Annotated in this window: 22 protein-coding genes and 2 pseudogenes; 17 read left to right on the top strand and 7 right to left on the bottom strand. The window is 32.4% G+C overall.

Going from position 1 to position 26,527, the window contains the following annotated elements:
- Positions 1 to 10 precede the first annotated feature (10 nt).
- The 7 genes and pseudogenes from AD998_17155 (at position 11) to AD998_17125 (ending at position 7,916) form a co-directional block, all read left to right on the top strand.
- Entirely contained in the window at positions 11 to 550 is a 540-nt protein-coding gene (locus tag AD998_17155; protein KOY87629.1) for a quinol:cytochrome C oxidoreductase, read from the top strand.
- A 37-nt stretch (positions 551 to 587) separates the two neighbouring features.
- Positions 588 to 1,193, top strand: a pseudogene (locus tag AD998_17150) (cytochrome C).
- Positions 1,194 to 1,372: 179 nt separating this feature from the next.
- The gene (locus tag AD998_17145) at positions 1,373 to 2,719 is read left to right on the top strand and encodes a quinol:cytochrome C oxidoreductase (protein ID KOY87628.1); all 1,347 of its coding nucleotides are present in this window, start codon (positions 1,373 to 1,375) and stop codon (positions 2,717 to 2,719) included.
- Positions 2,720 to 2,783: 64 nt separating this feature from the next.
- On the top strand, positions 2,784 to 3,920 hold the full coding sequence (locus AD998_17140; protein KOY87627.1) for a hypothetical protein: 1,137 nt from the start codon (positions 2,784 to 2,786) through the stop codon (positions 3,918 to 3,920).
- A gap of 77 nt (positions 3,921 to 3,997) precedes the next feature.
- On the top strand, positions 3,998 to 5,917 hold the full coding sequence (locus AD998_17135; GenBank protein KOY87626.1) for a cytochrome C oxidase: 1,920 nt from the start codon (positions 3,998 to 4,000) through the stop codon (positions 5,915 to 5,917).
- A gap of 152 nt (positions 5,918 to 6,069) precedes the next feature.
- Positions 6,070 to 7,197: a hypothetical protein gene (locus AD998_17130; protein ID KOY87625.1), complete on the top strand. Its 1,128-nt coding sequence runs from the start codon at positions 6,070 to 6,072 to the stop codon at positions 7,195 to 7,197.
- A gap of 302 nt (positions 7,198 to 7,499) precedes the next feature.
- Positions 7,500 to 7,916, top strand: a pseudogene (locus AD998_17125) (hypothetical protein).
- A 517-nt stretch (positions 7,917 to 8,433) separates the two neighbouring features.
- Here the strand turns inward: AD998_17125 and AD998_17120 are convergent.
- Positions 8,434 to 9,375, bottom strand: a complete 942-nt coding sequence (locus AD998_17120) for a hypothetical protein (GenBank protein ID KOY87624.1) — start codon at positions 9,373 to 9,375, stop codon at positions 8,434 to 8,436.
- A gap of 234 nt (positions 9,376 to 9,609) precedes the next feature.
- On the opposite strand from AD998_17120, the gene AD998_17115 reads away from it, so the two are divergent.
- From AD998_17115 to AD998_17080, 8 genes are all read left to right on the top strand, one after another.
- Positions 9,610 to 10,899: a hypothetical protein gene (locus AD998_17115; protein ID KOY87623.1), complete on the top strand. Its 1,290-nt coding sequence runs from the start codon at positions 9,610 to 9,612 to the stop codon at positions 10,897 to 10,899.
- A 50-nt stretch (positions 10,900 to 10,949) separates the two neighbouring features.
- Entirely contained in the window at positions 10,950 to 11,564 is a 615-nt protein-coding gene (locus AD998_17110) for a hypothetical protein (protein ID KOY87622.1), read from the top strand.
- Between the two features lie 70 nt (positions 11,565 to 11,634).
- Positions 11,635 to 12,294: a hypothetical protein gene (locus AD998_17105; protein ID KOY87621.1), complete on the top strand. Its 660-nt coding sequence runs from the start codon at positions 11,635 to 11,637 to the stop codon at positions 12,292 to 12,294.
- A gap of 51 nt (positions 12,295 to 12,345) precedes the next feature.
- Positions 12,346 to 12,558: a hypothetical protein gene (locus AD998_17100; protein KOY87620.1), complete on the top strand. Its 213-nt coding sequence runs from the start codon at positions 12,346 to 12,348 to the stop codon at positions 12,556 to 12,558.
- Between the two features lie 64 nt (positions 12,559 to 12,622).
- Positions 12,623 to 14,314 carry a hypothetical protein gene (locus AD998_17095; protein KOY87619.1) on the top strand — a complete coding sequence of 564 codons (1,692 nt, stop codon included), beginning with the start codon at positions 12,623 to 12,625 and terminating at the stop codon, positions 14,312 to 14,314.
- A gap of 1 nt (position 14,315) precedes the next feature.
- A complete protein-coding gene (locus AD998_17090) occupies positions 14,316 to 15,344 on the top strand; it encodes an L-alanine-DL-glutamate epimerase (protein KOY87618.1) in 1,029 nt (342 codons plus the stop codon).
- A gap of 32 nt (positions 15,345 to 15,376) precedes the next feature.
- Positions 15,377 to 16,432 carry a hypothetical protein gene (locus AD998_17085; protein KOY87617.1) on the top strand — a complete coding sequence of 352 codons (1,056 nt, stop codon included), beginning with the start codon at positions 15,377 to 15,379 and terminating at the stop codon, positions 16,430 to 16,432.
- A 68-nt stretch (positions 16,433 to 16,500) separates the two neighbouring features.
- Positions 16,501 to 16,944, top strand: a complete 444-nt coding sequence (locus AD998_17080) for a hypothetical protein (protein KOY87616.1) — start codon at positions 16,501 to 16,503, stop codon at positions 16,942 to 16,944.
- A gap of 43 nt (positions 16,945 to 16,987) precedes the next feature.
- Here AD998_17080 and AD998_17075 read toward each other — a convergent pair whose 3' ends face one another.
- From AD998_17075 to AD998_17055, 5 genes are all read right to left on the bottom strand, one after another.
- Positions 16,988 to 17,869: a hypothetical protein gene (locus tag AD998_17075; protein ID KOY87615.1), complete on the bottom strand. Its 882-nt coding sequence runs from the start codon at positions 17,867 to 17,869 to the stop codon at positions 16,988 to 16,990.
- A gap of 65 nt (positions 17,870 to 17,934) precedes the next feature.
- A complete protein-coding gene (locus tag AD998_17070; protein KOY88264.1) occupies positions 17,935 to 18,744 on the bottom strand; it encodes a hypothetical protein in 810 nt (269 codons plus the stop codon).
- 13 nt (positions 18,745 to 18,757) lie between these two features.
- Complete coding sequence (locus AD998_17065; GenBank protein KOY87614.1) at positions 18,758 to 19,084, bottom strand: hypothetical protein; 327 nt, start codon at positions 19,082 to 19,084, stop codon at positions 18,758 to 18,760.
- A 6-nt stretch (positions 19,085 to 19,090) separates the two neighbouring features.
- The gene (locus AD998_17060) at positions 19,091 to 20,230 is read right to left on the bottom strand and encodes a hypothetical protein (GenBank protein KOY87613.1); all 1,140 of its coding nucleotides are present in this window, start codon (positions 20,228 to 20,230) and stop codon (positions 19,091 to 19,093) included.
- A 3-nt stretch (positions 20,231 to 20,233) separates the two neighbouring features.
- Positions 20,234 to 22,822 (bottom strand): hypothetical protein, encoded by a 2,589-nt coding sequence (locus AD998_17055; GenBank protein KOY87612.1) that lies wholly within the window; start codon positions 22,820 to 22,822, stop codon positions 20,234 to 20,236.
- Positions 22,823 to 22,927: 105 nt separating this feature from the next.
- Here AD998_17055 and AD998_17050 point away from each other — a divergent pair, with 105 nt between their 5' ends.
- Both AD998_17050 and AD998_17045 read left to right on the top strand, forming a co-directional pair.
- Complete coding sequence (locus tag AD998_17050) at positions 22,928 to 24,052, top strand: phosphoribosylaminoimidazole carboxylase (protein KOY87611.1); 1,125 nt, start codon at positions 22,928 to 22,930, stop codon at positions 24,050 to 24,052.
- Positions 24,053 to 24,114: 62 nt separating this feature from the next.
- Entirely contained in the window at positions 24,115 to 24,990 is an 876-nt protein-coding gene (locus AD998_17045) for a hypothetical protein (protein KOY87610.1), read from the top strand.
- 36 nt (positions 24,991 to 25,026) lie between these two features.
- Here AD998_17045 and AD998_17040 read toward each other — a convergent pair whose 3' ends face one another.
- Entirely contained in the window at positions 25,027 to 26,496 is a 1,470-nt protein-coding gene (locus tag AD998_17040; GenBank protein ID KOY87609.1) for a hypothetical protein, read from the bottom strand.
- Positions 26,497 to 26,527: the final 31 nt, after the last annotated feature.

The raw sequence follows: 26,527 nt of genomic DNA, 5'->3' as shown, positions 1-26,527 counted from the left end.
ACTTTAAATTATGGCAACACATACTTCAGATACAAAGAAATATTTAGTAGGCATTTACGATCACGAAGAAACAATCGTGAGTGCTGTGAAAAAAGTACAAAATGATGGTGTAAAAGTGGATGAAGTATATTCTCCACATCCTATTCACCATATTGATGTATATATAGGGCATCCAAGGACAAAAATACCTATTGCAGCCTTTATGTTTGGAGCAACAGGTACTATACTTGCCATCACCATGATTACTTTCATGATGAAAATTGACTGGCCTATGATTATAGGTGGTAAAAATACATTTTATCCTCCTACAATGGTTCCTGTAAGTTTTGAAGCTACAGTTCTAATCGCTGCCTTGGGTATGGTAGCTACCTTTTTAGTTTCTAATACAATGGGACCTGGCAAGACTGAATTCATGTTTGATCGTCGTACAACTGACGATAAATATGCTTTGGTAGTTGATTTAGATAAAAATACAAAAAGTATTGAAGAAATTGAATCTATCTTAGAGAAACATGGAGCTTGCGAAAAGCCCAAAGTTGTAGAAAGATAAAAAACGCTATCATCCAAAATTAAAGAAATATAAAGAGATGAAAATCCAAAAATATATATTGTCAGCTTTTTTAGGTACTGCTCTGTTGGGTTTAAGTTCTTGTGAAAGAGATCCTAATGATCAAGGAACAGAGTTTGCTCCTAATATGTACACTTCCGTTGCTTATGACCCTTTTAGTCAAGTAGCAGATAGTGCTAACAAAATCAATCCTTACGGAATCAATATGCGTGAACCTGCTAAAGGAACAGTTTCTCGCCGTAACTATAAGACCAACTATACTGATTCTGCTGGTGTAAACTACGATTTAGGTTTGATGGTTTATAACACACATAAAGATAGTTTAGATGCTGCTGCTAAAAACTTAAAAAATCCTCTTCCTTTCACAAAAGAAATTCTTGCTGAAGGAAAAGAATTGTATGGATATTATTGTACACACTGTCATGGTGAAGAAGGTAAAGGGGATGGTTTAGTAGGACAAAAATATACAGGGGTAGCTAATCTTTCAGGTGGTGCTATTGCCAAAGTCAATGGTGGTCATATTTATCATGTAATTACACATGGTAAAAACAGAATGTGGGCTCATGCTTCACAAATCAACTCTCTAGAGCGTTGGAAAATTGTAGCTTATGTGCATGTTTTACAAGGACAAATTACACCTGAAGGCAAGCCTGTAGCTGTCACTGTTGCAAAAGATACAACAGCTACTGCTACAACTAAACCTGAAGAAAAAAAGACTAAGTAGTGAATTTGAGAGTATTTCTAAGACTCTTAACAAATACACATTAAACAAACGATTATATTCATTTTTAATTATAAAACATTATGGCAGAGGCTCATGTACATTATAACTTAGAAGAACGCTATGTTTTCACGCCAGAACAGAAGAAAAAACTGTTGATGGGGATTGGAATAGGAGCTGTACTTTTTGTAATAGGAGCTATATTGGTATATTTGGGTATAGGCTCACATGAAGCTCACGGAGCTGCTCATGAAGGTACAAAAGGAGCACATGCAGCAGGAGGGGGAGAACACCATTATAACCCTCTTACTCGAATTTGGGCAAATTTATGGCTCAATGCAACATTCTTTACTTATATCTCAGCAATGGGAGTATTATTTGTAGCTATTCAATATGTAGCTTATGCTGGTTGGTCTGCAAGTATTCGTAGAGTTTCAGAATCTTTTGGAGCATTTTTACCTTTTACAGGGGCTGTATTGTTGATAGTATTTTTTCTGGGTGGTCATGACTTATTTCACTGGACACACCACGATTTATACGAAAAAGGTAAAAAAACTTTTGATAGTATCTTGTATAACAAATCAGCATATTTCTTTGCACCTTTAGAAGCTGGAAGTTTTCCGTTATTTTGGTTTATTAGACTTATAGCATATTTTGGTATTTGGTACACATTATACACTGTAATCAGAAATAACTCTATAAAAGAGGATTATATTACTCAAAAAGGTGATTTTACTTATCATAAAAAGAATATCACCTTCAGTGCTATATTCATTGTTATTTTTGGTTATACAGAATCTACTTCTGCATGGGATTGGATTATGAGTATTGATGCTCACTGGTACAGCACTATGTTTGGTTGGTATGTTTTTGCGAGTTCTTGGGTATCTGCTTTGGCAATTCTTACACTTGCTGTGGTATTCTTAAAAGATCAAGGATATCTGAAAATGGTAAATGAAAACCATTTACATGATTTAGGTAAATTTATGTTTGGTTTTAGTGTGTTCTGGACTTACATCTGGTTCTCTCAATTTTTATTACAGAATTACTCAAATATCCCTGAAGAAATTGTATATTGGGATGAAAGAATGGAGAAGTTAGGAGGCGTTTATACTCCTCTAGTTATATTCAATGTGGCTGTAAACTTTATTTTTCCTTTCTTGTTCTTAATGACAAGAGATGCTAAACGTAAATCTATTTTCTTAAAAGTTACAGCTTTTGGTATTTTGATGGGACATTATTTAGATTTCTATATGATGATTATGCCTGGTACTACCAAAGAACATGGCGGATTTTTTATCTTAGAGATGGGAACAATATTGTTATTTGCTTGTAGCTTTGTGTATGTTTTTGCAACCACATTGGCTAAAACAAATCTTATTGCAAAAAATCACCCTATGATGGAAGAAAGTTTGCATCACAATATATAAAAATATAAGTTTTTCAAACAATCTGCTTGAGCAGATAATTGATAATACATAAACTCAAAAAAATATGAATAGTCTTATTATAACTTTGATAGTTGTTCTTGTACTGGCAGTTTTTCTAATCATTTTTAGAATTAGTAATCTTGCAGGTATCTTGAGAAGCAAAAGCAAAGACAAAGAAGAAATAGATACAACTGCCAATAACATTAATGCATATTTATTTCTACTTATCCCATTGATAGGTACAATAGCTGCATTTTGGTATGCTGGCAAACATGCAACATTATGGGGACAACCAGATGCTGCAAGTCATGGAGCGGCTTACGATTCGCTTTCTAAAATTGCCCACATTGTTGTTATATTAATGTTCTTAATTACTAATGCTGCTTTATTTTATTTTACATTCAAATATCGTCATAAAAAAGGTAATAAAGCTACATTCTATCCTGATAACTTGAAGTTAGAAATTGTTTGGACAATTGTTCCTGCAATTATCTTGACTGTATTGGTATTTGCAGGTTGGAAGCTTTGGAGAGATGTAACCAAAGAAGCACCTTCTAATGCAATGTTAGTAGAGTTAATGGGTAAACAATTTAACTGGATTGCTCGTTATCCTGGTGGCGATAATAAATTAGGAGGCTTTAACTTTCGTTATACAGATGATGTAAACGAAATGGGTTTGAACTTCTTAGACAAAAATGTAAATGATGACTTTCAAGCTACAGAATTACATTTAGTGAAAGGAAAACCTGTTCGTATACAAATTAGAGCAAGAGATGTTTTACACAGTGTTTCGTTTCCTCATTTTCGTCAAAAAATGGATGCTGTTCCAGGACAACCCACTAGAATGTGGTTTACTCCTACAAAAACAACAGAGGAAATGCGTGAAGAATTACGTAGAAATCCTGAGTATTTAAAACCAGATCCAAGTACAACCAAAGGTAAACCTGAAGATGTAAAGGCTCGTTGGGAAACTTTTGATTATGAGTTAGTTTGTCAAGAAATATGTGGTCGTGGGCATTTCAGTATGCGTATGCGTGTAATTGTACACGATGAAGACGACTATAAGAAATGGCTTGCTGCTCAGAAACCATTTGTTGAAACAAACAAAGAATATGTTGCCAAGAAAATAGAATCTATCACTAAAGATAAAGTTGGTAAGGTTTCTATGGAAGATGGTAAAAAAGTAAACAAAGTAAATTAATTTTACTCCAACTATTCAAGAGTTGAGAGTAAATCAAGGTTTTATTTTTCAGTTTTAAATTTATAAAAACTATCAATATGGCATCAGACGTTGCTCATGCACACGATGTACACGCTCATGAAGAACATCATGAACACCATGACACCTTCATTACCAAGTACATTTTTTCTACTGACCACAAAATGATCGCCAAGCAGTTCCTTATTACAGGTATTCTGTGGGCATTTGTTGGTGGGTTGCTTTCCATTCTGTTTCGTTTGAAATTAGGTTTCCCTGATATGGATTATTCTTGGCTAAAACCTCTTTTAGGTAAATGGGTAGCTATACAAGATAATGGTACAGGGCAGTTAGATCCTGAGTTTTACCTAGCTATGGTAACCATGCATGGAACAATTATGGTATTCTTTGTATTGACAGCAGGCTTGAGTGGAACATTTTCTAACTTTTTAATACCTTTGCAAATTGGAGCAAGAGATATGGCATCAGGATTTATGAATATGCTTTCTTATTGGTTCTTCTTTGCATCAAGTATGATTATGCTTGCTTCATTCTTCCTCGATGGAGGACCTGCAGCAGGTGGTTGGGTTGTATATCCACCATTAAGTGCCTTACCACAAGCTCTTAAGGGTTCAGGTTCGGGTATGACGTACTGGCTCGTAGCAATGACACTATTTATTGTATCATCACTTTTAGGAGGTATCAATTATATCACGACTGTAATTAATTTAAGAACAAAAGGTATGACATTTTCTCGTCTGCCACTAACTATTTGGGCTTTCTTTATTACAGCAGTTATAGGTTTATTATCTTTCCCTGTATTGTTCTCAGCAGCATTATTGCTAGTGTTTGATAGAAGTTTGGGTACAAGTTTTTACCTTTCTGATATCTTTATTGGTGGACAAGCTCTTGACCATACAGGTGGTAGTGCCATTCTATTCCAACATTTATTCTGGTTCTTAGGACACCCTGAAGTATATATTGTACTTTTACCAGCTTTAGGTATTACATCTGAAATTATTGCTACCAATGCTCGTAAACCTATTTTTGGTTATAAAGCTATGATTGGTTCAATTTTAGGGATTGCAATTCTTTCTTTTATAGTTTGGGCTCACCATATGTTTGTAACAGGTATGGATCCATTTTTGGGAAGTATTTTCATGTTCTTAACTTTGATCATTGCAGTTCCTTCAGCAGTAAAAGCATTTAACTATATTACTACATTATGGCGTGGTAATATCCGATACACACCTGCGATGCTTTTCTCTATTGGTCTTGTATCATTATTTATTTCTGGTGGTGTAACAGGTATTATTCTAGGAAACAATGCTTTAGATATCTATTTACACGATACCTATTATGTAGTAGCTCACTTCCACTTGGTAATGGGTTCTGCATCATTCTTTGGTATGGTTGCTGGTATTTATCATTGGTTCCCTAAGATGTTTGGTAGAATGATGGATGAAAAATTAGGTTATATTCACTTTTGGATGACTTTTATGGGTGTTTATTTGGTATTCTTCCCTATGCACTTTATTGGTATAGCAGGTTTCCCAAGAAGATATTATGAATTTTCTGCTTATGCAGCATTCCGTGATGAAGTATATTTGAACTTAAACTCTTTCATTAGTATTGCAGCAGCAGTAACTTTTGGAGCTCAGTTAATCTTTGGATTTAACTTCTTTTATTCTATTTTTAGAGGTAGAAAGGCAACCCAAAATCCTTGGAATTCTACTGCATTAGAGTGGACAGCACCTATAAACGCTGGTCATGGTAACTGGGAAGGACAAATTCCTTTTGTTTATCGCTGGACTTACGACTATAGTAAACCTAATTGTGAGAAAGATGGATTTACAGATTTTATCCCTCAAAATGTTCCTTATTCAATGACTCCTCATTCAAACTTACCACATGAGAATGAAATGATAGCATTGGAAAAAGAGGAAATGTTACCACACGATAAAACACTTGATACACTCTCTGTGTTGGCTAAAAAATAACAATAAGAATTTAAAATAAAATAGTCCCTATAAATTTTGTAGATTTATAGGGACTATTCTTGTATATTAAACTATAAAATAAACAGTATCAAGAACATATTTGGTTCAATATTTGTTTATCATTATAACAATGGCTCTAAAATAGAAAGTATATGAAATCGAACCGAATATATTTATTATTGCTTGTTGCAGGTCTAGGAGCTTGTACATCAGGCAGACAATTGGCTCAAAACAATGATAATGATGATGTATATTTTACATCAACTGTGAGCAGAAAACAAATAGAAATAAAAAAGGAACAAGCTATTTTAGAGAGTAATGGCCTTACTACAGATGCTTATAGCAGCGAGTATGACCAAAAGCCTATTAACAATTATGCAAATCCTGATGCAGTAGATTATCCTGTAGGAAATAATAACTCTACTACACCTTCCAACTATTATCCTTTAAACAACCAAAATGCCAATTGGAATAACTATAATTCTTGGAATAATGGTTGGGGAAATAATGGATGGAATAATAATAACAATTGGAATAATTGTTGGAACTGTAATTCTTGGGGAGGTGGCTGGAATAATGGTTGGGGAAACAGTTGGAATAATGGCTGGGGTAACTCATGGAATAACGGTTGGGGTAATAGCTGGAATAATGGTTGGGTTGTAGGAGGTATGTGGGGAAATAGTTGGAATAATGGTTGGGGAAATAGTTGGAATAATGGTTGGGGAAATAGTTGGAATAATGGTTGGGGAAATAATTGGAATAATGGCTGGGGTAACTCATGGAATCCTGATAACACTAGACCTACTAAAATTCAAGTTGGTCCTAGAACATCAGCAGGAAGAGGAAGCTCTTTGGTGAGAAATACCCCAAATCCAAGATTACAAAATGGCAATACAAACCCTGATCCTAATAATGGTGGCAGAACAGTCAATACAACAGGTGGTAGAACACGAAATGCCACAACTAACTCTTACAATGCTACACAAAGCAATGAAGTTCATGTAGGTAGAACAAAAAATAGTACAAGTACAGACTCTTATAACTCTAATAATTCAGGAAGAGGAGAACGTAATACAAGAGTTACTACTGATAGAAACAACTCTAATAATAACAACAATAGTAGTGTAGGTTCAGGAAGAAATAACTCAAATAGTAGTTGGAGTTCTGGTTCTTCAAATTCAGGAAGAAGCTCAAGTTCATCAAGTTCTGGCAGAAGCTCTTCATCAGGTTCTTCTTCAGGCTCTTCTGGTGGTAGAAGTGGAGGTAGAAGTCCAAGATAATTATGAAAAATAAAATAGAACTTATCTAGCATTTTCTTTAGGTCTGACTACTGTCAGACCTAATTTTTGATATAGAAACATAAGATAATATGCAAAAATTCCAAGAAATACCCATTACTTTTTTAGTTTTAATTTTGGCTATATTTAGCTGTAAAAAAAACGATAATAACCTAGTACCCTCAAATTCAAACATCACTTTTTCAGATTCGCCAGTTGACTTGCAAGGGATTAATGCAAAGTTTGCAAAAGACATTGCTTATGACAGCAAAGAAAGGACACAATTTGATATTTGGTTGCCTAACTCTAACACACCCACAGGCTTGGTAATATATGTGCATGGTGGTGGATTTACGAGTGGCGACAAAGATTTTGTATATACTGTTCAGTCAGGCGGGGCTTGGGATTTTCCAACAGACATTAGGTACTTTCTACAAAATAACATTGCTTTTGCTACTATTCGTTATACGTATCTAAACAATACAGGAGAAACAGAAGGCGTTAAAAAACCTATGGCTGATGTAAGGAGGGCTTTGCAATATATCAGAAATCGAGCAAGTGATTTTAACATTGACAAAAATAAAATAATTTTAGCAGGTAATTCAGCAGGTGCTGGCACTTCTCTTTGGATAGCATTTAATAATGACTTTGCAGATTCCCAAAATAGCGACCCAGTTTTAAGAGAATCGAGCAGAGTAAAAGGTGTAGTAGCAAGAGAAACTCAATCAAGTTACAATATTGAAGACCGTTGGGTAAATAATGTTTTTATTGATTATAGCTTAACTTGGTCATCAATATTGGCTAACGAAACAGGCAATATTCAAAAGATATATGGAGTATCCTCAACAGCTCAATACGAATCAGCTGCTATTGATGCTTATAGAGCTGATGTTGATATGTTATCTTTAATGAGTGCTGATGATCCTGAAATTTGGATAAATAATACTCTTAGAGATGTTGTGAACCCTTATAATCCTTACAATCCAGATATACCTTCTCACCATGCTTTTCATGCAAGAGAGTTGAAAAAAAGAGCTGATGCAGTAGGAGTTAAGAATGTTACTTACTATGGTAAAAATCCATTAATTTATTCTCACCCAAGTAACGAAACTTGGACTCAGTTCTGTAAAAGAAAAATTAATGAATAGCAACCACAACATTCATAACTTTTAATTTTTGTGCACATAGAACAGTACAAATACTTTTCTGATAAATAAAAAAGAGGCAAAAGCCTCTTTTTTATTTTATGTCAATGAGTTCAAAATGAAAATCTTGAAGAGGGTTTTGAGTCTTTACGGAAGTTGGATAAATAATTTTCTGATTTTTGATAATAGTTTTTCCCTGTTCTAATTGATAAGGAGTATATGACCAATACTTCTTTTTGGTATTATAATTTAGTTTAATACCTTCTTGTTCATTATATTTTTGCTTGTAAAGGTCATATTTATATTTTTTCTCTCCAATATACTCGCCTTTATTATTATATAAGTAAGAAATCTTTCCTAAGATTTCAAAACTTCTCATGGCTTTTTGACTTTTAATGATTGTTTCAAAAAATTTATTTTGCTGAAATTTATATTCCAAGACATAATCTATTTTCCAGCCATCTTTAATTGCTTTTTTCTGCTCAAAACCTACAATCCTTTTTAAAGTATCATAAGCTATATTTTGACGTAAAGAATCAATCCATACATTGTTTTTGTATATTTTATAATTGGCTTCAAAAACTCTATTGTCTAAAATATAATCAAAATTGACTTTGGTAATTTTTTGATAACTATTATTTTGATTATCCCAAATTTCATCTATATAATTGATAGGCAGGTATCTAACATTATAAGCGAAAGTTCTACGACTGTATTTCAACCAATCCCTACCAACACTATCCCAAATTTCTTTCTTGTAGCTTTGTAAACGATTGATAGCGTTGTAACTAAATAGGATTCTGGTGGTATATTTCCATGTATTATCTTGTTTTTTTTCAGTTAAAATTTCTCTGATGTGTCCAATTTTATCATAAATATACAGGTTACGAGTAATAGGGATACGTTTGGTTGTATCATTATTCTCAATTTTATAATCATAGACTGTATCTGCTGGAATTTGAGCAAAACGGATTTGAGCAAAACTATTTTGTATAGAAAAAATCCAAGATAAAAGAATAATGAAACGGAAATGCATTGAGTTTTTAAAAGGTTTTACGAGTAGCTATCGAAAGATGTTATAAAAATAATTCGAAGATACTAAAAAACTTAACACATTGAATTTTTTTAAGGATTATTATTCTAAAAACAATGAAATAAAGTGTTGTAAGTGAGTATTTTACAATTTGTCCCCCGCTTGTCCACCCTCATTTTTTTGATATTTTTTTCAAGGCATCTATGTTTGTTTCATCAATCAAAAAATCGAAAAGATATGAAATCAAACTTTAAATTACTGTTGCTTTTAGTTTTGTTATGTGGAGCAAACAAAACAGTAGCTCAAATCAATTTAGGAAAAGCGAAAGACAAAATTGGTTTAGGAAAGAAAAAAGAAGAACCTAAAAAGGTAGAAACAAAATCTACTGAAAAAGCAAATACTACTAAAGTATCTGATAATCAGAAATTAGAAGTAAAAACAAGTGTTTTGGACGAAGTAAAAAAACAAAGAGCAGGTTTAGAAAAAGAAAATAAAGTGAAGATTGATAAGTATGAAGATGGAAAGTCTATTAATCCACAAGAAATACCCAATTATCTGACATTTACTAACGATTTTGAAAAACCTGTGGAAGATAAAATAGAATTTGGAGGAAAAGATTTTATATATGCACGCCTCAAATTAGCAAAGAAAATCACAGAATATTTACCACAGGCGGATTATAGTGGATTACAGTATTATAGAGTGAAAATATATGCAAAATTAGATGATGGTGCTGAAACAGAAAGTGATTTGAAACTTTCTAAAATGACACAATTTAAAATGGCTTATGATAAAGATGAAATACTCTTTCCAATAGTACCTGATAAAGCGTTTTACGAAAATATTTTAGATAAATATCGTAAAAACGAAAAATTTCCGAACCCTATGGAAGAGCAAAAAGCTTATCAGACAGCATTGGCTTATAATATGCCTTGGGAAATTGTAGAGATGCTACAAAAAGCTGAAAATGGACAACATAAAGTGGAAATTTTGATTGCTATTACAGCAAAACTCAAAGGTAGTGATTTTGCTAAAATCAGTAATATGAAAGGCCTTTATGCCTTTACAATGGATGATGAAACTCGTGAACGTTATCAGAATGCTTATAATTTAATGTCTGAATATAAATTATCGAATGAATATTGGGGATATGAAAGTATTGCAGGACAAACTATTAGCGAAGCTAAAGAAGCTGAGATGCTTAAAAATATGTCGCCAAGAGACAGAGAACGTTATCAGACAGCGAAACGCTCCCCTGATGGCTATATGGCTGCTTATAAAGGAGCTAAGGCAAGTATAACGTTTTCTATGGATGCATCAAGAAATAAGCCTGCTTCTATTGATGTCATTTGGTCTGATGGAGGAGCTGGAAAAGAAGCAGGAAGCCATACCGTTCGTCTACGCCCCAATACAACCAGAACAGTAACACATAATATACCTGTGGGAGCTAAAGTAAGCATCAATGGGCGTGTATTGATTGCTTCTGTACAGGGAAATCAGAATATACCCATTTACTGGTGGTATTAAAATTATTCATTATCAACTTCTATAATTTTTAATCTTAAAATTTTAAAACAATGAAAAAAAATATTTTAAATGTTTTGATGTTTAGTGTGCTTTTGGGTTTCTCTGCTTGTGGAGGTGGTGAAAAAAAAGAAAATACCGAAAATAGATTAGATAACAACACTACAACAAAAGAAGAGGCTTCAAAAAACAATGAATCTGGCAAAGCCGAATCTTGTGCCGAAACCAAAATTACTCTTACAGGCGAAGGTGATTTCAAAATGGATAATTTTGAAGTAAAAGGTATCCAAATCTATAAAAACATGATGGAGTCTGATAAAGTAAAATATCCAGCTTTGATACTCACTTTATCCAATTATCCCAAAGAAGGAAGCTATGTTGGTGAACCCAAAAAAGAAGGTGAAGTGAGTTTGATTATCAATTTTAGTGGAAAAGGTGGTTCTACGATTGCAGCTCAAAGCTATGATATTTCATCGGAAGGTTTCGGGAAATCAGATGCTTTGATAGCTAGTTACAGTACCAAAGACAAAAGGTATGCTCTCAATTTACCTACTGGCAAAGCTGAAATCACTTATTTAAGTGAAGAAAAAGTTTGTGGGACGATAGATGTAATAAGCAAAGATGGTAAAACAACTGTAAAAGGCTCTTTTTCTGTAGCTTTGAAATAATAACAAAAACTGTTTTTGTACTAAAATATATAAAGTTTCTAACAATTTATTAAATCTAAATATTACTAAAATGAAAATAACTCAAATATCTATTGTTTTGGCATTACTTATAGGAGCATTCGCTTGTGGAAAAAAAGAGGATAAAAAACAAGCTGAAGGCAAAACAGACACTACAAAAATAGAAGCAAAAACAGAGGAAAAGAAAAATGAACCAACTCCAGACCGAATGGAACTTTTGGCTATTCCTGATGCTGAACTGAAATGTGAAGCTACAGAAACAAAAATTACAAAACTTGTAATAGATGGTAAAGATGCAAAATTAGATAAAATGAATCAAATTTTTGCTCAGAATTGGGGGGCTGTACAATATGTAACTATTACTAATTTTGAATTGGATAAAGCCAAATATTTTGCCTTTAATTGTGATGTAAAAAAAATGCCAACTGATCAAATACGCTTTGATTTTAGCTTTAATCGCTTCAAAAAGGACGAGAAAGGTAATAATAAAATCGTTGCTGCTGAATTAGGGCAGTATGGTAAAGATGCTAATGAAGGTTTTAGTACAAACACTACTTTGTATCTCTCTCAAAAAGCAGTCCTGTTGAATGGAAAAGCATTTTTGAAAGCAATTAGTACTACCAAAATCTGTGGAACTTTTGAGTATAAAACAGAAGATGGTAAATACCAAATAGTAGGAGAATTTGTAACAGCAAATACTGTAAAACAATAAAAAAATTATCAAGAGGATGCTTTAACATCCTCTTGATATAAAAATAAAACGATGCAATATATTTCTGTAATGCTTAAAAATAAGAGCTTAATGGATTGTTGGGTGTATGTTGGAGCTATCGACGTGTATTATCTTTTGGCAAAATATCAACTTAAAATTAAAGTAACAGAAGGCGAAAATATATATGTGGTTAGTAGCCAACAAAATATTCAGTATTTAGGGGCTGTAAAGCCTGAAACACAACAATTAGATATTATTTTCTAAAAAAAACTTCTTATCACTTTTTCCCTCTCTCTGATTTTGTATTTTTGTTGAAAAGCTTATTTCAATGAAATTACACCATAAACTTATTTTACTCATCTCAATACTTCCATTTTTGGCGTGTCAGGCTCAAATTGTGGATAGTTTACGACAGGAGCTGAATAATTGTAAACAAGATTCTAACTGTATCAAAAATTATTTAAAACTGAGTGGATCATTGAAAAATAGTAACCCACAAAAAGCAATAGAATATGACCAAAAAGCTCTTGATTTAAGTAAAGATTTAGATTTATTACACTTACAATTAGAAGCTTATAATAGTTTAGGCATTTCTTTATCTATCATAGGCAATTATGGAAAATCCTTAGAGAGTTATGAGAAAGGATTAGAAATTGCTAAAAAAAGTAAAAATAAAAAGCTAGAAGCTACTATCCTTACCAATATTGGTTCTATAGATATTCAGCAAGGGAATTTTGCAAAAGGTTTAGAAAAAAATATAGAAGCTCTTCGGATTTATGAGAGTATAGATGATAAGAAATCAATAGCTAAAGCCTACAATAATATAGGAGCTATTTATGAACAAAGTCAGGACTATGATAAAGCAATAGAATATACAAGAAAAGCTTTAGAGCTCAAAAAAGAACTTAAAGATGTACAAGCAATGGGAGTATCTTATTCTAATTTAGGGAATTTGTATGCCATTAAACAAGATTATAAAAAGGCTTGGGAATATTATGATGAAGCAACCAAAATTGGTAATGCTGGAAAGAATCTGAAACTTTTGGCAAATAATTATACCAATATTGGTTATATGCATTGGGAGCAAGGTTTTTTTGATAAATCTTTAGAGAATTATAAATTAGCTTTGAGTTTTGATAGAGAAATGAATAACGAACATGGAATAGCTTTGAGTTTGATGAATGTAGCTTCCATAGAAAAAGAAATGAAAAAATATGATGAGGCTCTTAAAAATCTGTTAGAAGCTCTAAGAATTACAGAAAAACTAAGCGTAAAAAATGATACTCAGAAAGTATTGAAAGATTTGGCAGAATTATATGCAGCTATGAATCAATATGATAAAGCCTTTGCTACACATCAGAGATTTGTAAACGTAAAAGATTCTGTTTTCTCAGAACAAAAAACCAAACAAATTGCAGAGCTTAGAACTAAATATGAGACTGAAAAAAAAGAGCAAGAAAACAAACTCTTACAATCTGAAAATAAACAAAAAAGATTGTGGCTATACCTTCTTATTACAGCATTTTTGTTGTTGCTGATTATCAGCATTTTTATAGTCAAGCTCAAACACAATCAAATTAAAGGTAAACAAATGAAACTGGATTTGCAGGCAAAAGAACTAATCTCTTTTACACAAAACCTAATAGAAAAAGATAATTTTATTGATGAAATTCAGCAAGAGTTAAGCCAAATACAACACGAAATAGATAAAAGTAAAATAGAAAATGTAGAGCAACTATTAAATGCAAAACTCTCAACAGAAAATGATTGGGTGCGTTTCAAACAGCGTTTTGAGGTGTTATATCCTGATTTTTTTATGAATTTACAAAAGCAGTTTCCTTTGCTATCTCCTGTGGAGGTGAAAATTTGTGCTATTGAAAAACTCGGAATCAAAGACTCTGAAGCTGGTGATATATTGGGGGTAAATCCTGAATCTGTGAAGAAAAGTCGTTATAGATTGAGAAAAGGGTTGTCAGATACAGAAAAGCTGGCTTTGAAAAGCTTTATAGAAACTTACTAATATGCAGTTTCGTTGCTTTATATATACTCTCCAGACAAAAGAAACGTTTAAAACGGCTCATGGTAGTCGTAATAGTATTGAAACGATAATCGTCGAACTTACAGATTCAGAAGGCATAAAAGGCATAGGAGAGGCTGTCCCTGTCCCTTATTATGGTTACAGTGCTATTCAAGTAAAAGATGAATTGGAACGCCATCGAAATATTATAGAAAATTATGAAATAACAACACCAGAAATTTTTTGGGAATATCTAAATCCTTATTTAAAACATATTCCTTCTGCTCAATGTGCCTTAGATATTGCTGTTTATGATTACTTGGCTCAAAAAGCTCAAAAGTCTTTATACAGATATTTGGGTTTAGAATTGCATGATAAAATACCAATATCGAATTATACCATAGGTCTTGACTCCATAGAAAATATGGTAGCTAAAATGAAGGCTATTGATTATCCTATCTATAAAATAAAACTTGGAACGAATCAGGATGTTGAGATTGTAAAAGAACTGAGAAAATATACAGATGCTATTTTTAGAATAGATGCCAATTGTGCTTGGAGTGCCCAGCAAACTATCAGATATGCTTCTTCATTTAAGAAATTTGGGGTAGAATTTATAGAACAACCCTTAAAAGCTCAAGATATTGAAAACATGACAGAAGTGAGAAAACACACAAAAATTCCCATCATTGCAGATGAAAATTGTATTATGGAAACAGATATAGAAAAGTGTGCAAATTACTTTGATGGAGTCAATATCAAATTGGCAAAGTGTGGAGGCATTACACCAGCTCTCAGAATGATAAAAAAAGCAAAAGAGTTGAACTTAAAAGTAATGATGGGATGTATGACTGAAAGTAGTATTGGAATCTCAGCAATGGCTCACTTATTGCCACTTTTAGATTATGTAGATATGGATGGAGCGTTGCTGATTGCTAATGATCCTGCCAAAGGAGTGTATTTAGAGTATGGAGAAGCTATTTTTTCTGATAAGTGGGGATTAGGAGTCCAACTCATTCATCAATTTGATTAAAAAATATTATTTTTGGTAGAAAAAATAAAAGTATGCATATTAAATATATATCAATCATTTTAATGGGTATGGCATTTACCACACAAGCCCAAGATTTAACGAAAAATCAAGCTGAAAAACTAGCTGGATTACCTCTCAAATGTCTCCAGCAAGAATACCCTAATAAATTAAATCAGCTTTTACAAGATGGTACAGAACTCAAAAGCCCAAAAGAATTGCATCCAGCTTTTTATGGCTGTTTTGACTGGCATTCTTCTGTACATGGACATTGGTCGTTGGTGTATCTGTTGAAAAGATTTCCTGATATTGCTAACAAACAGCAAATTATAGAAAAACTCGTAGCCAACATGAGTTCGCAAAATATAGCAAAGGAAATTGAATATTTTAATAAAAAACATGAATGGTCTTTTGAGAGACTTTATGGTTGGGCTTGGCTTTTACAATTGCAACAAGAACTTGATAGCCATCCAGATGCTTCTGTGAAAAATTTGGCTAAAAATTTACAGCCTCTTACAGATTTGTTGGTAGCTCGTTATCATGAGTTTTTACCAAAACTATTGTACCCGATTCGTGTGGGTACACATACCAATACAGCGTTTGGGATGAATTTGGCATGGGATTATGCAGTCAGTTCTAAAAATACAAAGTTTCAAGAATTACTCAAAAAAGAAGCTCAACGAATGTTTTTGCAAGACCAAAATTGCCCTTTTACTTGGGAACCAAGTGGTACAGATTTTCTTTCGCCTTGCTTGGAGGAATTGGCTTTGATGAGCAGGGTATTACCTAAAGAACAGTTTTTACCTTGGGCGAAAAAGTTTGCACCTAATTTATTTAAGAAAGATTTTGCTTGGGAAGTTGCCAAAGTTTCTGATAGACAAGATGGGCATTTGGTACATCTGGATGGATTGAATTTTAGCAGAGCTTGGAATTTTTATGAGTTGGCTACCAATTATAAAGAGCTTGCTCATTTGAAAAAAATAGCTGACATACACTTGAAATTCTCATTATCAGCCATTACAGATGGTAATTATGAAGGAGAACATTGGCTTGCATCTTTTGCCCTGAGAGCTTTTATGTTTAAGAAGTAGTATATAAAAGATGTATTATGAATTATAGCACAAAAATCTATTCTATTTTGAGGATAACATTATTTATGATGAATTATACTCATTTGAAAGCCCAATCAGATGATTGTAAATGTATAATACATATACCCTCAATAGGTACTACTGATATTGCTCTTGAAAAACTTATTAGTGTTCCCAATGAAAAAATTGTAGAAGATGTAAAGAGAATTTTTAAAGAAAATAATATCGATTTGAATAAACCAACAAGCTTTTATTACAGTTTTATCATGTTAATTAATAAAGATGGTAGTATAAGACGAATGGTTATTTCAAGTGATAAAATGAATGAACAAAAAGAAAATAATGAAAAGATTATTGGATTAGTGAAAAGTTATATCCAAAGTCTAGCACCTTTTACTCTTACACCTTATATTGATAAGGATGGGAAACCAAAAGAGTATTTAGAAGTATTTAGGTTATATCTGCATATAGATTATGATACTAAAGATATAAAGATTACTATTACTCCATAATTCAAACAAGATAATGTCTTATTATATGGTTTAGATATTTAACCTAACCTTTAAAATTCTTTTTTCGGATAGCTAAGAGTTCTGTGTGAGAGTTATAAACGGTGTGTAAGGGTTTACCATTAAAATAATCCAAAATAGAAGCATTATTTTTGGTAGGTTCAAAAGCATAATTCATGGATAGGTTCTCATAAAACCAGTCAAAAGCACTTTGGTCATCAACCATATCCCATACATCAGCAAGAGCATAAAGCTTTTTTAATTCTTCATGGTCGTTGTTTTCGTGGCAAGCAATGGTATAATGATGTAGAAAAAACTTAATATCATTTACTTCAGGATTCTTGAAAAAGTGAGGATTAAAATCTTGACAATCTCTGATTACTTGCTTAAAATTTTCGTTTTTTAAGGAATATACCTGAGCATATAGAGGTGACAACTCTATTTTTTTGGAAGTGCTAGATAAAGCAACATTGCTGTAAGTATCACCAAAATTGGCAATCGAGAAAAAATATAAAAAGCTTTTTTCTAAAATAATTAAAGGTTGCCAGTTCTTATCAGCAAGAAAGCATAAATCATCTAAAAATACCTCTAAAAACTCTAAAGAAACGTCTAATAACAAAATACTTGCATTAAGACTCGAGAAACCATCTTTATGCTTTTTGTTTGTATAAAAAAGTAACCAGAAAGACTTCTGCTGTGTAAAATTAATTTGTTGGAGTGTTTGGTCTGGCAGATAAAAAATATCAAGATGACTTTTATAAAAAACACCTTGTTTGTGCCAATCTATATCATAATTGTTTTTAGAATACTCTAAAATCGAGCATTTGTAAGGTTCTAAAAAAGTGTTAGCATCCTGAATAGATTTAAAGAACATTCTATCAAGAATGTATTCCTCTCCTATGTTTCCTATAAGGGTTTCAGGGTGCATATAATTAAAATCTGAATCGTTCAGCTCATATTTTTTTCAAATAGAATAATGGAGTCTATAAACCTCTAAATTTCCAGCTTATAAATAGTAGTTTCTAACTGTTCTGTATCATTATCTTCACAAAGCAAAAATTGCATTTTATCTTTTTCTTTTTTATAAAAGGTGAGTCCTTCAAATTTTTGGTGAGTAGTTATTTGGATAGTTTTCTCTATTTCAAAGGTTTCTGTATTCAAAACACCAAAAATACTTCCTAAAACTTTGCCATCTAAATAGGTGGACTGGCTATCTTCTGCAGAAGCTAAAAAGTAAATCTTATCTTTCACTAAAATTGCATCAGTAAAAGAAGCAGAAACATTATTTATTTTGGGTAAATCTATCTGCTTAAAACTGATTTTTTGAGAGGATGTAACTTTTATAATTCCATTTTTGGCTTCTTTGCCATTACCTCGTTGAAAAAGGAAAAGATTTTTTTTGTAATACAAAGCTCCTTCTATATTAAGCTCTTCTTCTGAAATTTTAGTGTCTTTGGTGATTTTGTCATAAAGAGTGGTGAGGTCAAAATTTTGAGTTTCATTAGAATTTAGATCAAAAACAAATTTTTGACATCTGTTTCTTTTAGAACCAGAACCAAAAATATGCAACTCATTTCCTTTTTTGGTAATAGCTTCAAAATCTAATTTATCTTGTTTTGGTGTAAAATGTTGAGGATTTTCAGTCAAAGCATGATGCGTTATTTTTTTGGTTTTCATTTCATATTGATACAAAAAACCAGAATTGTCAGCAATCACAAACAAATTTTGTTTATAGTACACCAACCCTGAAGCCGCAGAGAATCCAGTAAGTGTTAAAAATACTTGAAGAGTAAACTTTTCCATAAAATATTTTATTTTACCAATATTTCCAAAATGCAAAAAGCTTGCGTTTTTTGAGATAATCTAACTCATAGTCATTTTGGTAAGCTTCTCGTTCAAAACAAATATTGAGATAAGCTTGGTGGCGGTCTTTATATTTGATGAGATTATAACAATAATTTCCTACATATAACAAATAAAAAGGCAATACTAAAAGCTCTTTCTGTTGTTGAAGATGGATTTCCTCATGGTTCATCAAAAATTTATCCTTTTTATAGGCTTTGTGTTTAAGAAGAATAAAAGGATATAAAGTAATTCCTGCGATATTTCCCAAAAAAGGGGCATGTACAACAATTTTCCACATATAGTATTATTCAAAAGTCTTTACCAAAGATACAATTTTTGAGCAAAGAATGTTTTTATCAAAGTATTTTTCTGCTGTTTTTCGAGCATTTTCTTGATAAGTTTTGAGCAAAGAAGGGTTGTTGATAAAATCTTGAATTTTTATAGCAAAATCTTGAGCATTCTCTACATAAAAACCACATTGTTCTTGTTCAATAATATCTTTTATCCAACCTTTTGTATTGGTTATACATAACTTGCCCGTTGCCAAACCGTCAAAGAATTTGTTAGGGCTACATGTTTCTAAACTTTTAAAATCGGCAAAACTGATAAAAAAGGCATCAGTTTGTTGGAGTGTTTCTCGAAGTTGTTCTTTAGTTTGCTCTTCAAAAAAGGAAATATTAGGAAAACTTTTAGAAAGAGTTTGAATAGAGCTTAGTTCAGAGCCTTTACCAATAATCCAAAAATGAATATCAGGAATGTTTTTGGCGATTTCTATCAATCTTTCTAAGCCATTGGCTTTACCAATACTACCAAAATAAGAAATGGTAAAAGGCTTATTATTTTGTAAAGGAGTAGAAACTTGAGAAAAAAAATCATTATCAGCCATGTTGGGTACACAAATTATCTCTTTTTGAGGTACAAGAGTTTGTATATAACTCTGCATACTTGGAGATAAGGCTATTATTTTTTGAGCATTTTGGTAAATAATTTTCTCTAATTTATATAAAAAATTTATCAGAAGAGAGTTTTTAATGAAGCCCATTTCGATAGGCACAAGGGGCCATAAATCTCGTACTTCAAAAATATAGGGTGTTTTTCTGAATTTTTTTAGAAAAAACGCAAGAATTCCAATGCTCAAAGGAGTGGAGGTTGCATAAATTAAATGAATATTCTGTATTTGAGAAGCTTTTTTGTAGGCTTTGGCGAAGAAAACAAGAAAAGCCCATAATCTTTGCCAAAAACTCATGGATTGTTCATAAGCTACAGGTAAATAATGGACTTTTATATGATTTAATTCAAGAAAAAAAGTTTTTTTTTCTTGAGTGCTTGTAATAATTTCTACTTGATAACCAGCTTCTACAAGAGTTTTTGCAATATACCAAGATCTATGTGAGCCAGCTTGACTGGGAGTTTTAAAATATTGGTGTAAATAAAGTATTTTCATGTATTAAACTTGCTGAGCTTCAAGTTTCTGAATTTTGCTTTCAAGCATTTTTACTTCATCTTCAAGTAGAATCTCCCGCTTCTTGTAATCAGTGATATCTGTACCAATGAAGAAAACAGTTTCTAATTCTCCTTTTTTATCTTTAACAGCAGCCAATACAAAACTTACATAACGATAACTAAAATCTGCAGCTTTTAAAGCAATAATACCCTCATCTATTTCTCTGGTTTCAAGTTGAGCAATCATTTGTTTATAATCCAATCTACCCAGAACCAATTCATCAATGTGATGCCCTAAATAGTCTTCTTTATGGATTTGAAGGTCTTTAAGAGCATAACTATTAATACTTTTAAGCTTAAATTTCTCGTTGGTTTCAAATACCAAGAAAGAATGTTCAAGAGCTGCATTTTTAAAGCCAACAGTTTTCTGAGCTTCAAGATCTTTGTTTTCTTTGAGCATTTTGTCTGTGATATCCGAACAAATGGAAGTTACTTTGTATAAAATACCTTGTTCATCCATAACAGGGAAAAAAGATGCACGCATCCAAAACTCTGTACCATTTTTACGCAAACGGCGAATATTTTTCTCTACATATACTCCTTGTGCCAGTTGTGCCCACAATAAATTGAATTCGGCAGGGTCGGAGTCTTTGGGGGCATAGAAGCTTCTGTGTTGCCCAATTACATCAGCATATTGGTAACCAGATACTTCTAAGAATCGCTCATTAACTCTCAAGAAATAACCATGTCTATCCAGTTCTACAACAATACTTGCCTTGTTGATAGCTTCTACAAGTGCTGTCATGTCAGAGTTTTTCTTCTCTAATTCTTCTTGAGTAGCAACCAATTGAGCCATGCTTTGTTTCATGTTCTCTTCTTGGGTGGTCATGAGTTCTGTAAGACTACGAGACTCAGCAAGGAGTAAACGTGTTTTTTCGTTGGATTTAATGGATGAAATAGTCGAAGCAATATCTTCAGCAATGGTTTCTAAGAATATTTTTTCGTTTTCTGTAAAAACCTTTAGTGAAGCCACTTCAATTACACCATATACATCCGAACCAACTTTGATAGGCACAATCAGTACCGAACTGGGATTTTCTTCGCCCAAACCCGAAGCAATATGAAGATAATCTTGTGGAACTTTTAACAAGTAAATACTTAAACCCTCTTGCCAGCACTGTCCAACCAAACCTTGTCCCAAGTAAATTTCTTGTTGAATATATTTTTTCTTGTCATAAGCATAGCAAGATTTAAGCTCCAAATGTGGTACAATATCTCCATCTGTGTTGGCAATATAAATACCTCCATAATTGGCTTTTACATATTTTACAATATTTCGAGCAAGAGCATCATAGAGTTTTTGAGGATTTTCTATATCACGTAAAAGTTCTGCAAATAAACTCAAACCTTCGTTTTGCCAGCTTCGAATTTCATCTTGTTCAGCTACCGTTTGCAAACTAACTTGCATATTGTTGAAGGCTTTTCCCAAAATACCTTGATTATCAAAAATATTGATATGGTTATCAAGTTTGCCTTCGCTCACTAAATTGGCTATTTTTGTTGCATTTTGAAGTTCTGAGCTAATTTTTTCTACTTTTTTGATAGAAACAGTAACTTCATCTTTTTCTTTATCTTGTGGAATATTAGGAGTATCTCCCTGACTCAAATCATCTAAGTAATATTCGAGTTTGGTGAGCCTCAGCATTAATTTTCTGTTAATACCTTGCATAATCAGATAAATCAGAATGGCTATGATAATGAACCCGAAAATACTAAGTTGTTGCAATAAACTCCACTGAAAACTCAAATCAGATTTTTCTAATCGAATTTGTTCTCTCCTGTTTTTAATAAGTCTATCAATATCAATATATATCTTATTAGTTAGTTCAATAATTTGTTTCTGAAATTGTTGTTTAGCATTATCGGATATGATGGTTTCATCAGCGTCAATCTTGCTCCCTGAATTATCCTCAACTGTAGTGCCTTTTCCTTGAACAGTCTCCAAACCTTCAATAGTAGCTTCTAAATCGGTAGTAGGAAAAGCTGATTTTAAATCAAAAATAGCCTTTTCTTGTTCTTCTAAAATGACTACTACATCTTCTTTAGTAGTATCTTTTTTTACTTCTGAGGCATTGTTATTGCTGTTTTCTTGTATTTCCACATTGCTGGCAATACTTCGTTGGTATCGTCTAAGTTTTTGGAATTCAGTGAGCAGAGCAGCATATTCTGTTCTATCTTCAAGGATTTGCCATTTTTTCTCATAAATATTTAATGAATCTGTTGAGCTTTTAATAAAGTTTTTCCAAATATTTTCTCTATCAGCTGCAAAAAGAGGATCTCTATAAATGAGTTGGTTTTGTAAAGCGGAGTTTGTTTGTGTTAAATGAGCTTTGAGAGCCTCTAACTGTTGTTGACTTGGATAAGCAACTTGTAATAAATATTGTTCTCTTTCAGATAATTGCCCAATACGTACAATAAATCCAACCACTACCAAAAAAAGAACAAGTCCAATGGTAGTTAAGCCCCAAAAAATACGCCTACGTATTGCAAAAGAAGGATGAGTCAGGAAAGAAAATAAACCACTTTTAGCCATCTTACTATCAAACGAAAATTATTTCCCTAAGAAACATGAAAAATTTGTTATTTTCCTCAAAAATAGAAAAATTTGTCAAAAAAATACATATTGTTAAAAAAATCTATGTTGAAAATAGGTATTTTAGGAGGTGGGCAATTGGGACAAATGTTCTTACAAAATGCCTATTCATACCCTTTCGAGGTGTATATCTTAGACCCAGATAGCCAATCTTCTTGTTCAAAAATAACTCCCAACTTTACACAAGGTTCGCTCATAAACTTTGAACAAGTCTATGAGTTTGGAAAGAAAATGGATATTGTTACTATCGAAATAGAGGCTGTCAATACTGAGGCTCTTAAAAAATTGGTATCAGAAGGTAAAAAAGTATATCCACAACCCGAAATTATAGAACTAATAGCCAACAAAAGGCTTCAAAAACAATTCTTTAAAGATAATAATTTACCAACAGCTGATTTTGTATTAATAGATTCTTTCGCAGACTTGGAAAAAAATGCGGATTTTTTACCTGCTTTTCAGAAACTTGCACAAGGAGGGTATGATGGAAAGGGTGTTCAGCAACTCAAAACCATCAATGATTTTGATAAAGCTTTTTCTGAAAGCAGTTTGCTTGAGAAAAAAGTAGAAATTGAGAAAGAAATAGCCGTAATTGTAGCCAGAAACCATACAGGCATGGTGGCTTATGAGCCTTGCGAAATGGTTTTTGATGAAAAACTGAATTTGGTGGATTATTTGATTGCTCCTGCAAGACTTACTGAAGAGCAAAGCCAGACAGCTCAAAATTTAGCCAAAACAGTTGTTGAAAAACTTGAGATGGTTGGAATATTAGCAGTAGAAATGTTTTTAGACAAGCAAGGAAATATACTGCTTAATGAGTTAGCTCCTCGCCCTCATAATAGTGGACATCATACAATAGAGGCTGCCTTCTGTTCACAGTTTGACCAACATTTGCGTTCTGTAACAGATTTACCTTTAGGAAATCCTTTGTTACATTCTAAGGCTGGTATGCTTAATATTTTAGGCGAAGAAGGATATACAGGTAAAGCTCATTACGAAGGTTTAGAAGACGCATTGAAAGTAGAGAAAGTTTACTTACATTTATACAATAAATATATTACTAAACCAGGGCGTAAAATGGGGCATTTTACTGTACTGGGTGATAATTACGAAGAAATAGAGCAGAAAATACAATACCTTAAAAAAATATTAAAAGTGATAAGTTATGAGTAATAAATTATTTTTATTCACACACACTTAAATATTAATCATTTATAACTCATAATTCAAACAGTATGTTACAATCCATGACGGGTTACGGGAAAGCCCAAAAAGATAATGAAAATTGTAGTGCAGAAATAGAGGTGAAAGCCTTGAATTCTAAATTTTTGGACTTAAATCTTCGTATTCCTAGAGAATTGAATGAAAAAGAGCTAGAAATTAGAAATTTAGCTCAGGAGTATTTGGAAAGAGGAAAAGTGAATTTAACCATAGATTTTCAAAGAAAAGTAAATGCAGTTCGTTTGGGTTTGGATGAAGAAAGTTTAGTGCAATATTATGAGCAACTTTTACAAATAAGTCAAAAATTAAAAGCTGATACCCAAGATTTGTTTCGTTTGGCTGTACAAATGGCTGAAAACAACCAAAAAAACAGTATAGAATCTCTTTCAGAAGAAGAATGGAATTTGGTAAGAGAAACACTTGTCAAAACTTTTGAACAATGTAAGCAATTCAGAGAGCAAGAAGGTAATGTGTTGAAAGATAAGTTTTTAGAATATTCTAAAAATATTGAGAACTTTTTGAAAGATGTAGAAGCACAAGACCCTAAACGCTTGGAAAATATCAGAGAACGTTTGCATAATAGAGTGAAGGAATTGAAACAAGATGAAAGTTTTGATAAAAATCGTTTTGAGCAAGAATTGATTTATTATGTAGAAAAATTAGACATTTCTGAAGAGAAGGTACGTCTAAAAAAACATTTAGATTATTTGGTAGAAGTATTAAAGTCTTCAGCTTCTAATGGTAAAAAAATAAACTTTATATCTCAAGAAATAGGTAGAGAAATCAATACAATTGGCTCAAAAGCCAATGATGCCACCATACAACGCTATGTAGTAGGCATGAAGGAAGAACTTGAGAAAATTAAAGAACAGTCTTTAAATATTCTGTAAAAAAGCCTATCTTTTCTGATAGGCTTTTTTACAATTCTAAGGCATTTGCATAGCTAAAAACACTTTTTCAAATTTTTTACGCATTTGGCTGTAAGTGCCTTGATAACGATTGGCAATAATAGAAAAACTCATTTTTTCTCCTTGTGCATTCGTGAAATAACCAGCAATGGCTATAACGCCCTTCATACTGCCTGTTTTAGCTCTCAGGTTGCCTTGTAGTGTGGTACTTTTAAGCCAGTTGGTCATTGTTCCCGAAATACCTGCAATGGGTAAAGATTGATTAAAAACATCATAAGAAGAACTTTTAGACATTAGAGAAAGCAATTCAGCCAGATGATATGCTGAAACACCATTTTTCATAGATAAACCACTTCCATCACCAATTTCTAAGCCTGAAATATCCATTCCTTTTCCTTTCCAATAATCCTGAATTATTTTACCTGCTTCTTTTTCAGTATTTTTAGACTTTCCTATTTGTTTGAAAATACCTTCAGCATACAAGTTGATACTAAATAAATTAATTTCTCTTACGATTTCGGCAAGTGTAGGTGATTTTATTTCCAATATATTGATTGCCTCATTAGGTACAGAATCGTAAGAAAAACTTGGTTCTTGAGCTATTTTAATACTTTTTTTGTTAAGATATTGAGACAGAAGATAAGCTGTAGTATAAGCAGGATTGGGCAATGCCCCTTTGATGAAAAAAGAATCTTTTTGTGGAATAGTTCCACTCAAAAAACGGTCGTTATGCATTACATAACCATCAATATATGCATTGTCACCTGTACCTTTGGCAGCCGTTTTGATGCTTCCTTTAAAGTTGAGAAATGGTAAGACTGGCTCTGTACCCAAGATTTTCACCTCTTCACCAAGAGTAGTAGAGGGTTTTAAAAGTAGTTTATATTCGTTGTCATGAATATTTAGACCATAGACAGCAGAACCATAATAATTACCCATATCTTCCCAAATCCAGCCTTTAGATATAGCATTTTGATCAAAGTATGAGCCATTTCCTATAATTTTTCCTTGAATTTCTTTTATTCCTAACCTTTTCAAATTATTTGCCCAGGTTTCAAATACCTGATTTGCATTTGGTTTATTCGGGAAATCTGGGCTTCCAAGTGTGGGATCTCCACCACCTATTATATATAAATCTCCTTGAAGAACACCACTTTCTATTTTTCCTGTATAAGCTAATTGAGTTTTGAAAGTATAATCTTTACCTAATATCTCTAATGCTGTGGCTGTACTAAAAAGCTTCATACAAGAAGCAATGAGCATTGTTTTTTTACTATTTTTTTCAAAAACTACTTGTCTAGTAGATATATTTTTTAAACAAAAACCTACATATCCATTATTCAAAATAGAGTCCTTCTCTAAGTCTTCTAATGCTTTCTGTAGTTTTTGATAGGGTTGTATCTTTTGAGATAGAGTCGAAAGGCAATAAAAAAACAAACAAATACTGAAAATAAATTTCCTGAGAGATATAAAGTAGAATATAGGCATGGTTGAAATTGAAAATAATATTGCAAATATA

This window comes from bacterium 336/3, from assembly GCA_001281695.1.
Classification (GTDB): Bacteria; Bacteroidota; Bacteroidia; order Cytophagales; family Thermonemataceae; genus Raineya.
This window is presented reverse-complemented; position numbering and strand designations above follow the sequence as displayed.

Coding starts and splice junctions, on each gene's coding strand:
- AD998_17155 (KOY87629.1), top strand. CDS start 11: ATGGCAACACATACTTCAGATACAAAGAAATATTTAGTAGGCATTTAC.
- AD998_17145 (KOY87628.1), top strand. CDS start 1,373: ATGGCAGAGGCTCATGTACATTATAACTTAGAAGAACGCTATGTTTTC.
- AD998_17140 (KOY87627.1), top strand. CDS start 2,784: ATGAATAGTCTTATTATAACTTTGATAGTTGTTCTTGTACTGGCAGTT.
- AD998_17135 (KOY87626.1), top strand. CDS start 3,998: ATGGCATCAGACGTTGCTCATGCACACGATGTACACGCTCATGAAGAA.
- AD998_17130 (KOY87625.1), top strand. CDS start 6,070: ATGAAATCGAACCGAATATATTTATTATTGCTTGTTGCAGGTCTAGGA.
- AD998_17120 (KOY87624.1), bottom strand. CDS start 9,375: ATGCATTTCCGTTTCATTATTCTTTTATCTTGGATTTTTTCTATACAA.
- AD998_17115 (KOY87623.1), top strand. CDS start 9,610: ATGAAATCAAACTTTAAATTACTGTTGCTTTTAGTTTTGTTATGTGGA.
- AD998_17110 (KOY87622.1), top strand. CDS start 10,950: ATGAAAAAAAATATTTTAAATGTTTTGATGTTTAGTGTGCTTTTGGGT.
- AD998_17105 (KOY87621.1), top strand. CDS start 11,635: ATGAAAATAACTCAAATATCTATTGTTTTGGCATTACTTATAGGAGCA.
- AD998_17100 (KOY87620.1), top strand. CDS start 12,346: ATGCAATATATTTCTGTAATGCTTAAAAATAAGAGCTTAATGGATTGT.
- AD998_17095 (KOY87619.1), top strand. CDS start 12,623: ATGAAATTACACCATAAACTTATTTTACTCATCTCAATACTTCCATTT.
- AD998_17090 (KOY87618.1), top strand. CDS start 14,316: ATGCAGTTTCGTTGCTTTATATATACTCTCCAGACAAAAGAAACGTTT.
- AD998_17085 (KOY87617.1), top strand. CDS start 15,377: ATGCATATTAAATATATATCAATCATTTTAATGGGTATGGCATTTACC.
- AD998_17080 (KOY87616.1), top strand. CDS start 16,501: ATGAATTATACTCATTTGAAAGCCCAATCAGATGATTGTAAATGTATA.
- AD998_17075 (KOY87615.1), bottom strand. CDS start 17,869: ATGCACCCTGAAACCCTTATAGGAAACATAGGAGAGGAATACATTCTT.
- AD998_17070 (KOY88264.1), bottom strand. CDS start 18,744: ATGGAAAAGTTTACTCTTCAAGTATTTTTAACACTTACTGGATTCTCT.
- AD998_17065 (KOY87614.1), bottom strand. CDS start 19,084: ATGTGGAAAATTGTTGTACATGCCCCTTTTTTGGGAAATATCGCAGGA.
- AD998_17060 (KOY87613.1), bottom strand. CDS start 20,230: ATGAAAATACTTTATTTACACCAATATTTTAAAACTCCCAGTCAAGCT.
- AD998_17055 (KOY87612.1), bottom strand. CDS start 22,822: ATGGCTAAAAGTGGTTTATTTTCTTTCCTGACTCATCCTTCTTTTGCA.
- AD998_17050 (KOY87611.1), top strand. CDS start 22,928: ATGTTGAAAATAGGTATTTTAGGAGGTGGGCAATTGGGACAAATGTTC.
- AD998_17045 (KOY87610.1), top strand. CDS start 24,115: ATGTTACAATCCATGACGGGTTACGGGAAAGCCCAAAAAGATAATGAA.
- AD998_17040 (KOY87609.1), bottom strand. CDS start 26,496: ATGCCTATATTCTACTTTATATCTCTCAGGAAATTTATTTTCAGTATT.